Origin of the sequence: Pseudidiomarina sediminum DSM 21906 (assembly GCF_000423165.1) — a bacterium.
In the GTDB taxonomy this organism is placed as follows: Bacteria; Pseudomonadota; Gammaproteobacteria; order Enterobacterales; family Alteromonadaceae; genus Pseudidiomarina; species Pseudidiomarina sediminum.
Genome location: NZ_AUHL01000006.1, coordinates 226,856 through 235,096, shown reverse-complemented (window position 1 = coordinate 235,096; position 8,241 = coordinate 226,856). Strand labels below are relative to the sequence as shown.

8 protein-coding genes are annotated in these 8,241 nt (G+C 50.1%); 3 read left to right on the top strand and 5 right to left on the bottom strand.

The window, feature by feature from the left end; all coding sequences use genetic code 11:
* Positions 1–206, top strand: a 206-nt coding sequence (locus tag G535_RS14415) for a hypothetical protein (RefSeq protein WP_220095204.1), incomplete at its 5' end; no start/stop codon positions are given.
* Between the two features lie 321 nt (positions 207–527).
* Here G535_RS14415 and rho read toward each other — a convergent pair.
* Both rho and trxA read right to left on the bottom strand, forming a co-directional pair.
* Positions 528–1,793: a transcription termination factor Rho gene (rho, locus tag G535_RS0102785; protein WP_026860672.1), complete on the bottom strand. Its 1,266-nt coding sequence runs from the start codon at positions 1,791–1,793 to the stop codon at positions 528–530.
* A gap of 224 nt (positions 1,794–2,017) precedes the next feature.
* Positions 2,018–2,344: a thioredoxin TrxA gene (trxA, locus tag G535_RS0102780; protein WP_026860671.1), complete on the bottom strand. Its 327-nt coding sequence runs from the start codon at positions 2,342–2,344 to the stop codon at positions 2,018–2,020.
* 88 nt (positions 2,345–2,432) lie between these two features.
* Here trxA and rhlB point away from each other — a divergent pair, with 88 nt between their 5' ends.
* Positions 2,433–3,728: an ATP-dependent RNA helicase RhlB gene (rhlB, locus tag G535_RS0102775; RefSeq protein ID WP_026860670.1), complete on the top strand. Its 1,296-nt coding sequence runs from the start codon at positions 2,433–2,435 to the stop codon at positions 3,726–3,728.
* The gene (locus G535_RS12745; protein ID WP_034727390.1) at positions 3,728–4,651 is read left to right on the top strand and encodes a Ppx/GppA phosphatase family protein; all 924 of its coding nucleotides are present in this window, start codon (positions 3,728–3,730) and stop codon (positions 4,649–4,651) included. The genes rhlB and G535_RS12745 overlap by 1 nt, the downstream gene beginning before the upstream one ends.
* Here G535_RS12745 and hemB read toward each other — a convergent pair.
* Genes hemB through G535_RS0102755 form a run of 3 tightly spaced genes read right to left on the bottom strand, consistent with a single transcriptional unit; the run spans position 4,648 to position 8,240 of the window.
* Positions 4,648–5,652 (bottom strand): porphobilinogen synthase, encoded by a 1,005-nt coding sequence (gene hemB, locus G535_RS0102765; RefSeq protein WP_026860669.1) that lies wholly within the window; start codon positions 5,650–5,652, stop codon positions 4,648–4,650. The two genes, G535_RS12745 and hemB, sit on opposite strands and share 4 nt — an antisense overlap.
* Positions 5,653–7,443, bottom strand: a complete 1,791-nt coding sequence (locus G535_RS12740; RefSeq protein ID WP_051206918.1) for a sensor domain-containing diguanylate cyclase — start codon at positions 7,441–7,443, stop codon at positions 5,653–5,655. It abuts the gene before it with no gap.
* On the bottom strand, positions 7,428–8,240 hold the full coding sequence (locus G535_RS0102755; RefSeq protein WP_026860668.1) for a TatD family hydrolase: 813 nt from the start codon (positions 8,238–8,240) through the stop codon (positions 7,428–7,430). Before G535_RS0102755 ends, G535_RS12740 begins: the two co-directional genes overlap by 16 nt.
* Position 8,241 lies beyond the last annotated feature (1 nt).

Sequence of the window (8,241 nt, the reverse complement as noted above, 5' to 3'; positions counted from 1 at the left end):
GCTTCGGGCTTCGGGCTTCGGGCTTCGGGCTTTTAGGTATGTTTAAGGGGATTTCCCTCAAGGACGCCGTGAACCCATCCATGGGGGCTTGCCTGCCGCATCCATGCGGCAGACACCTTGAGGGAAATCCCCTTAAACACACCTGCGCCCTTCGCGGCAGCACCAAGGAAAAGCACTGGAGCGCCGATGTTTCTCCTCCCATCTAAGTCAGGGTGTGCGCCGCATGGATGCGGCGCCCAAGCCCCCAGGGATGGGTTCACGGCGTCCCTGACCTAGCTGGGGGGAGAAGCAGCGAAAGCGGAAGGGGTTTTGCTTGGTGCTGCGAGCCCAGGCAAGCCCCCAGGGATGGGTTCACGGCGTCCCTGACCTAGCTGGGGCGAGAAGCAACGAAAGCGGAAGGGGTTTTGCTTGGTGCTGCGAGGAAAGGCAGCGAAAGCCAAAGAGGTTTTGTTTGGTGCTTGAATAACGAGAGAGGTGTTGCGGAAGCAGAAACAAAAGCGCCGCAAAAATGCGGCGCTCTGGTGTGATTAAGACTTCTGGCGTTTCATCGCTTCGAAGAATTCATCATTCGTTTTCGTCATCTGTAACTTATCGATGAGGAATTCCATGGCTTCTGTTTCGCCCATTGGATGCACAATTTTGCGCAGAATCCACATTTTCTGAAGTTCTTCTGGTGAGGTAAGAAGCTCTTCACGACGCGTGCCTGAACGGTTGAAGTCGATAGCTGGGAAAACACGTTTCTCTGCAATCTTCCGGTTCAAGTGAAGTTCCATGTTACCGGTACCTTTAAACTCTTCGTAGATGACTTCATCCATCTTCGAGCCGGTATCGATCAAGGCAGTGGCGATGATGGTCAAACTACCGCCTTCTTCAACATTCCGTGCTGCACCGAAGAAACGCTTCGGCTTGTGTAAGGCGTTCGCATCAACACCACCGGTCAAGACTTTACCTGAACTAGGGATAACGGTGTTGTAAGCTCGTGCTAAGCGCGTGATTGAATCAAGCAGGATAACCACGTCTTTTTTATGTTCGACCAAACGCTTAGCTTTTTCGATCACCATTTCAGCGACTTGCACGTGACGACTGGCAGGTTCATCAAAGGTCGAAGCAACAACTTCACCTTTGACCAAGCGATGCATCTCAGTTACCTCTTCCGGACGTTCGTCAATCAACAAGACCATTAGCACACAGTCAGGATGATTAGCGGCAATCGATTGCGCGATGTTTTGTAGCAGCAAGGTTTTACCTGCTTTAGGTGGTGCTACAATCAAGCCACGTTGACCTTTACCAATCGGCGATGCCAAATCAAGTACACGCGCAGTAATGTCTTCTGTTGAACCATTGCCACGCTCCATGCGCAGACGTTCGTCGGCATGCAAAGGGGTAAGGTTTTCAAAAAGAATTTTATTGCGGGAGTTTTCAGGCTTGTCGAAGTTAACTTCTCGAATCTTTAGGAGGGCAAAATAACGTTCACCTTCTTTCGGTGGGCGTATTTTACCTGCCACAGTGTCACCTGTACGTAAGTTAAAGCGACGAATCTGGCTCGGAGAGACGTAAATATCGTCAGGCCCCGCAAGGTAAGAGGAGTCCGCAGAGCGCAAGAAGCCAAAGCCATCTTGCAAAATTTCCAACACGCCATCGCCATAAATGTCTTCACCGCTTTTCGCGTGTGCTTTCAAGATGGCAAAGATAATGTCTTGCTTGCGGGTACGAGCCATGGCTTCGAGGCCCATGGATTCTGCGAGCTGTACGAGCTCGTTGACAGGTTTATTTTTTAATTCAGTAAGATTCATAAGAAGGGTATGACTATATTGTCCTAAGAAAACAAAAGGTTCGTTACCATGTAATAGCTAAAGGGGTCGCTATTGGTTGCCGGAAGGCTGGCAACTTGAAGAAATATGGTTGAAAAGTAACACCTAATGCGAGGTTCGTCCAGTTTTTTGCAGGTGATTTAGCGCTTTTTTCACCAAAACGTCATCAAACAGCACTGTTTGATGACGTTCGGTACTCGAAAGTCTTACAGGTTCTGATCGATGAACTCAGCAAGTTGCGCTTTTGATAAAGCACCTACTTTAGTGCCTGCAATTTCACCGTTTTTGAACAGTAAAAGAGTTGGGATACCACGGATGCCGTACTTCGGTGGCGTTTGGCTGTTGTGGTCAACGTTCAGTTTACCAACAGTGATGCGATCGCTGTATTCGTTGGCGATTTCGTCAAGGATTGGCGCGATCATTTTGCATGGACCACACCACTCGGCCCAAAAGTCGACCAATACAGGTTTTTCTGAATTGAGGACATCTGCCTCAAAAGTATCATCACTTAGCTGAACAATTTTATCACTCATGGTAATCTCCGCTGCTTAATTCGCGTGAAATAATAAAACACTATTATTTCTGTTTTTGAATGTTAGCGCAAACTGGTATGCTTACGCTATGAGTAAAACACACCTTACAGAGACACGCTTCGCCGATCTCGACCTGCACCCGCAGGTATTAACTGCTTTGAACAAGGCGGGCTTTGAAAATTGCACGCCAATCCAAGCCTTGAGCTTACCGATTGCTTTAAAAGGTCAAGACGTGGCGGGCCAAGCACAAACAGGAACCGGGAAAACCCTAGCGTTCTTGGTTGCGGCTTTCACCACCTTGCTCAATCGACCTCGTTCGGGTGACAAACGTTATCCGCGAGCGGTCATCATGGCTCCTACGCGCGAGTTAGCGATTCAGATCGCCAACGATGCTGAGCTCCTCGCAAAACATTGCGACATGCGCCTCGGTATTATTTATGGGGGCGAGGGATACGAAAGTCAACGCCAGCAACTCGAAGAAGGCGTCGATATCCTCATCGGCACCACAGGACGTTTGATTGACTACTTCAAGCAAGGCGTTTACCAGCTTGATAAAATCGAAGTGGTCGTCCTCGATGAAGCGGATCGCATGTTCGACTTAGGCTTCATCAAAGACATTCGTTACATGTTCAATCGTATGCCAAGCGCCAAAGAGCGCCAAAGCATGCTGTTTTCAGCAACCTTATCGCAACGTGTCCAAGAACTGGCCTACGAGCACATGAACTCGCCAACCAAAGTTGAGGTTGAACCTACCCAACGTACTGGCGCGCGTATCACCGAAGAACTCTTCTATCCGTCAAAGCAAGACAAAATGAAATTGCTGCTGACGTTAATCGAAGAAGATTGGCCAGATAAGGCGATCGTTTTCGCCAACACCAAGCACACCTGCGAAAAAGTCTATCAGTGGTTAAGTGCTGATGGTCATCGCGTTGGATTGCTTACAGGTGATGTACCACAACGTAAACGCTTAAATATTCTCGAGCAGTTTACCGCGGGTACTTTAGACTTCTTAGTCGCCACCGATGTCGCCGCTCGCGGCCTTCATATTCCTGAAGTAAGTCATGTCTACAACTACGACTTACCGGATGATTTTGAAGATTACGTCCATCGTATCGGACGCACCGGTCGTGCCGGTGCCAGTGGTAAAGCGGTCAACCTTGCTTGCGAAGAGTACGTGTATAATCTACCGGCGATTGAATCCTATATCGGTCATGCCATTCCCGTGACCAAGTATGATCCCGATGCGCTGTTAAAAGACCTTCGTAACCCTCGTCCAAGCGGCCGTCGTTCCCGCGGTGGACGTCGCGGCAATAACGCGCAGCGACGCAACAATAACTCGCGTGGCAACAACGCTAAGCAGCAGGCGAATAAGCGAACCGACTAATGCAACAGTATCCGCGCATTGCGGCCATCGACCTCGGATCGAATAGCTTTCACCTACTGATAGCTAGGGCCACATCGCGCGGATATCGTGTTCTGACGCGGCATCGTCAAAAAGTACGCCTAGCGGACGGTTTAACTGCTGAATTACATGTCAATAATGCCGCCATCGAGCGCGGCATGGATTGCTTAGAAAGCTTCGCCGAATTAATAAAGAGCTACCAACCTATTCATGTTCGCTGTGTTGCTACCGCAACACTACGACTAGCCAAAAACCGCACGCAGCTACTCCAGCACTTCGAAGCCGCACTTGGTTTCCCGATTGATGTGATCTCTGGCACCACCGAAGCAGGCCTTATCTATCAAGGTGCTACTGCGGAACTTCACTGTCACCGACAAGCCATGCTGGTCCTCGATATTGGCGGTGCCAGTACTGAGGTGATTGCGGGTGTCGATACCGAACCCCACGTGCTAAAAAGTTTAGATATGGGCTGTGTGGTTTGGCAGAACCGCTACTTTTCCGATAAGGCTATCACCCAAGCCCAGTTTGACGCTGCTATTCAAGCCGCTGCAGCACTCATTCAGCCACTCGCTGACACCTACAAAACCCATGGTTGGCAGTCGGTTTGTGGTGCGTCCGGCACTTTTCGAGCATTACAAGATTGTTTGCGCGAACAAGGTCGGACCGAAATGACGGCGGATTTTATTCATCAATGTATGCAAGCAAGTATTGCGAAAGGTTCACGGGAACATTTGCATGAACTGGGTATTCGTGATGATCGTATTGCGGTGTTCTGTGGTGGGTTAGCGATTTTAATCGCCTTGGTCAAGGTGCTCGACATCCAGTCCATCGACTTGGCGCGAGGAGCCCTTCGTGAAGGGCTCGTTCACACCATGCTAGCCGAACGGCAGCGTGCGTTGGCTTAAGCTTGCTGCTGCAAACGTTGCGCCATGGTTTTCGCAAAGTAAGTTAAGATGCCATCAGCACCGGCTCGCTTAAAGCCAAGTAACGATTCGGCGATAACTTCTTCACTTAACCAGCCTTGCGCAATCGCCGCTTGCATCATCGCGTACTCACCGCTCACTTGATACGCAAAAGTAGGAACCTTAAAGGTTTCTTTCACGCGATAAACGATATCCAAATACGGCATGCCAGGCTTCACCATGACCATGTCGGCACCCTCTTGCAGATCAAGGGCCACCTCATGTAAAGCTTCATCGCTATTGGCTGGGTCCATTTGGTAGGTTTTCTTGTTCCCGCCTTTGAGGTTGCCAGCAGAGCCGACTGCGTCGCGAAACGGACCGTAAAATGCAGAAGCATATTTCGCAGAATACGCCATAATCTGCACATTAATGTAGCCATGCTCTTCCAAGGCTTCGCGAATCGCGCCAATACGGCCATCCATCATGTCCGAGGGGGCCACCACGTCAGCACCTGCCGCGGCATGCGACAACGCTTGTTTTACGAGCGCTTCCGTAGTGATGTCATTTTGCACATAACCACTGTCATCAAGAATGCCATCTTGGCCATGCGTCGTGAAAGGATCGAGCGCAACGTCTGTGATCACACCCAACTCAGGCACCGCTGCTTTAATTGCACGGACGGCCCGCTGCGCCAAGCCATCTTCAGCCCAAGCAGCGTCAGCGGTTAAAGATTTATCACTGGTAGGAGTGACCGGGAAGAGCGCCACCGCAGGAATGCCAAGTGCATAAATCTCGCGGCACTCTGCAACCAACAAATCAATCGACAAACGCTCCACGCCAGGCATTGACGCCACGGCTTCACGCGTGTTCTCACCAGGGATAACAAACATTGGATAAATAAAGTCGGCGGCCGTTAACGTGTTCTCAGCTACCATACGACGACTAAAATCATGACACCGTACGCGTCGCATACGGCGTAAAGGAAATTCACTGGTAGTAATCATTTAGGGCTTTTCACTCACATCATTAAGCGAACGTGCTATACGGATTTGATCGCGGCCCGCGTTTTTCGCTTGGTAAAGTGCATTATCCGCGGCCTCAAGCAATTGTTTACTCGAAGCATGACCTGGTAGGCTATTTAACAACGCCATGCCTACACTGACCGTGATTTTAACCTCTCCGCGCCCAGTTTTGAATGTGTGGCCACGAATTACCTCAGTTACCGTTAGCACTTTATCGTGACAGCCCAATTCTTGAGCGCCAGGCATCAACACAATAAACTCTTCGCCACCGTAGCGGAAAATACGGTCACCCGCGCGGCGGAAGTTGACACGCAATAAGCGCGCCAGCTCAGCCAGCACTTCATCGCCAACTTGATGGCCAAACTTATCGTTGATCTGCTTGAAGTAATCAATATCGATAATCACCAGCGCTAAATCATAACCAGTACGACGCGCACGGCGCACCTCAAGTGGTAACTCTTCATCGAGAACGCCGCGATTATAAAGCTTCGTCAGCTTATCTTGTGTGCTCTTAACCTCTAAGTGCTCGTTCACCTGTTTGAGCTTGCGCATGACGGCTTCAAGTTCCGACGTACGCTGCTTGACCTTCACTTCTAGGCGAGAATTCAAGCGTTGCTCGGCTTCCAACCGTTCTTGTCGGGCCTCGTTTGAGCGTAGCGCAAGCACAAGGCTGAGCAGGAGAATTTCGACCGCGGAACCGATCATGATCAAATAACGCTGAATAAAGAACGACTCGAAAAAGCCTAAGTAACCGATAGCATTGATAATAATAGCGACCAGCAAAACACTCAGCGCAAGCGTATAAATACGTGCGTAAGCGAGCCCCTGACGCCACAAGGTAGCGCCAGTGAAAATCAAAAATGAACTGGCGACAATCGCCACCAACAGGACAACGTTAATCATCACCGCATAAGGCAGAATCAACGCCAATAACAGTAGTACCAGCGCAGCGACCATGATCGCTTGCAGGCCTCGATGCAGCGGCGGACTGCGGGTTTCAGTTTGCAAGACTTGGCTGGCGACACTACTGGCAAAAAAGAACACGATACTACCAAACACTGCCACCGCTTTGCTTTGTAGCCATGGAAACCACGGCCACAAATACTGGTAGCCAGTGCCATCTAAACTCGCCAACAACAAACCAATCGCCACAATATAAGCACTGTAGTAAACAAAGCGTCGATCACGTGCAACGGTGTAACTGAACAAGTTAAATACGATCATGCATAACAGCAGACCAAAATAGAGCGCCGTGGCGGTGTTTAAACCTTGCTCCTCAGCCATCAAATCCGTGGGTTTCCAAAGACTCAGAGGTACCCGCATCGAGCTTGATGTTTCAACGCGAAGATAGAGCTCAACAGGTTCCTGTTGCTGCACGGGCAAGACAAAATTACGATTGCTTACTTGGCGTTGGGCAAACGGGAAACTATCGCCCAACACCTGCTGCTGCACTACCTCACCATTGATAACGAAGTATGCATCGATACGGTCCAGCAATGGGTAACCAATACGCAACACCCGCTCGTAACTTGCTGCGGGAAGCGTCATACGAAACCAGTAGGGGTTACTGGTATAGCCAAACGAGAGTCCCGAGGCTTCTGAAGAGCTCCAGGCGGAATTTGGTAAAACGGAAACGTCCTCAAAACGCTGCTGCCCTGAGTCATCAACGTAATAAGACACTTGTGGGAGAGGTTCTTGCGCCGCGGCTGATAGGAAAAGTCCCATTATGATCAGCAGCGCGACCCCACAACCATGAATTAATTTTGTCGCCATCCTTCGCACCCAAACAACCTTTGACTATTTCGCCAAGTCGCCGCGCTCAGGTTGGTCAAAGATTCATCCCGGAGTTGCGCAACGACGCTTGCTATCTCTGGAAGCCAACATGGCTCATTATAGCTGGGACGGGGGCGGAGCGTTCGAGGTAATAAAAACGGCGCATCCGTCTCTAACACCAAGCGATCCGATGGAATCATAGGTACTGCTTCGCGAAGAGCTCCCCCACGGCGCTCATCACATACCCAACCTGTGATACCAATATAACAATCTAACTGTAGATAACCTTCGAGTTCCTCGCAACTTCCGGTAAAGCAATGCGCGAGCATCGCCGGGATTGAGGAACGGTACCGCTTAAGGTAGGCAAGTTGGTCCGTGAACGCATCGCGCTCATGTAAATACACAGGTAAACCTAACTCTGCCGCAACCTGCAACTGGGTTTCGAAAACCTGTCGCTGTACCTCTGGTGGTGAGTAATTGCGATTGAAATCAAGACCACACTCACCAATCGCAACTACTGCAGGCTGCTGAGCCAAGGCCAACAATTGACGTGCTAAATCAGCCGGTGCAGCAGCGGCATCATGCGGGTGAACACCAGCAGTGACACGTAGTTGTGGATAACGCTCCGCCAATTGGCAAAGTGTCCGCGTATCCTCAAGATTACAAGCTATCGCGAGTAATTCGACAACGCCAACATTCGCAGCTCTTGCTAACACATCCTCAAGCTGATCGTGTAGCTTGCTATGGGTAATATTGACACCACCATCGAACCAACGAAAATCAGTGGCTTGTATCACA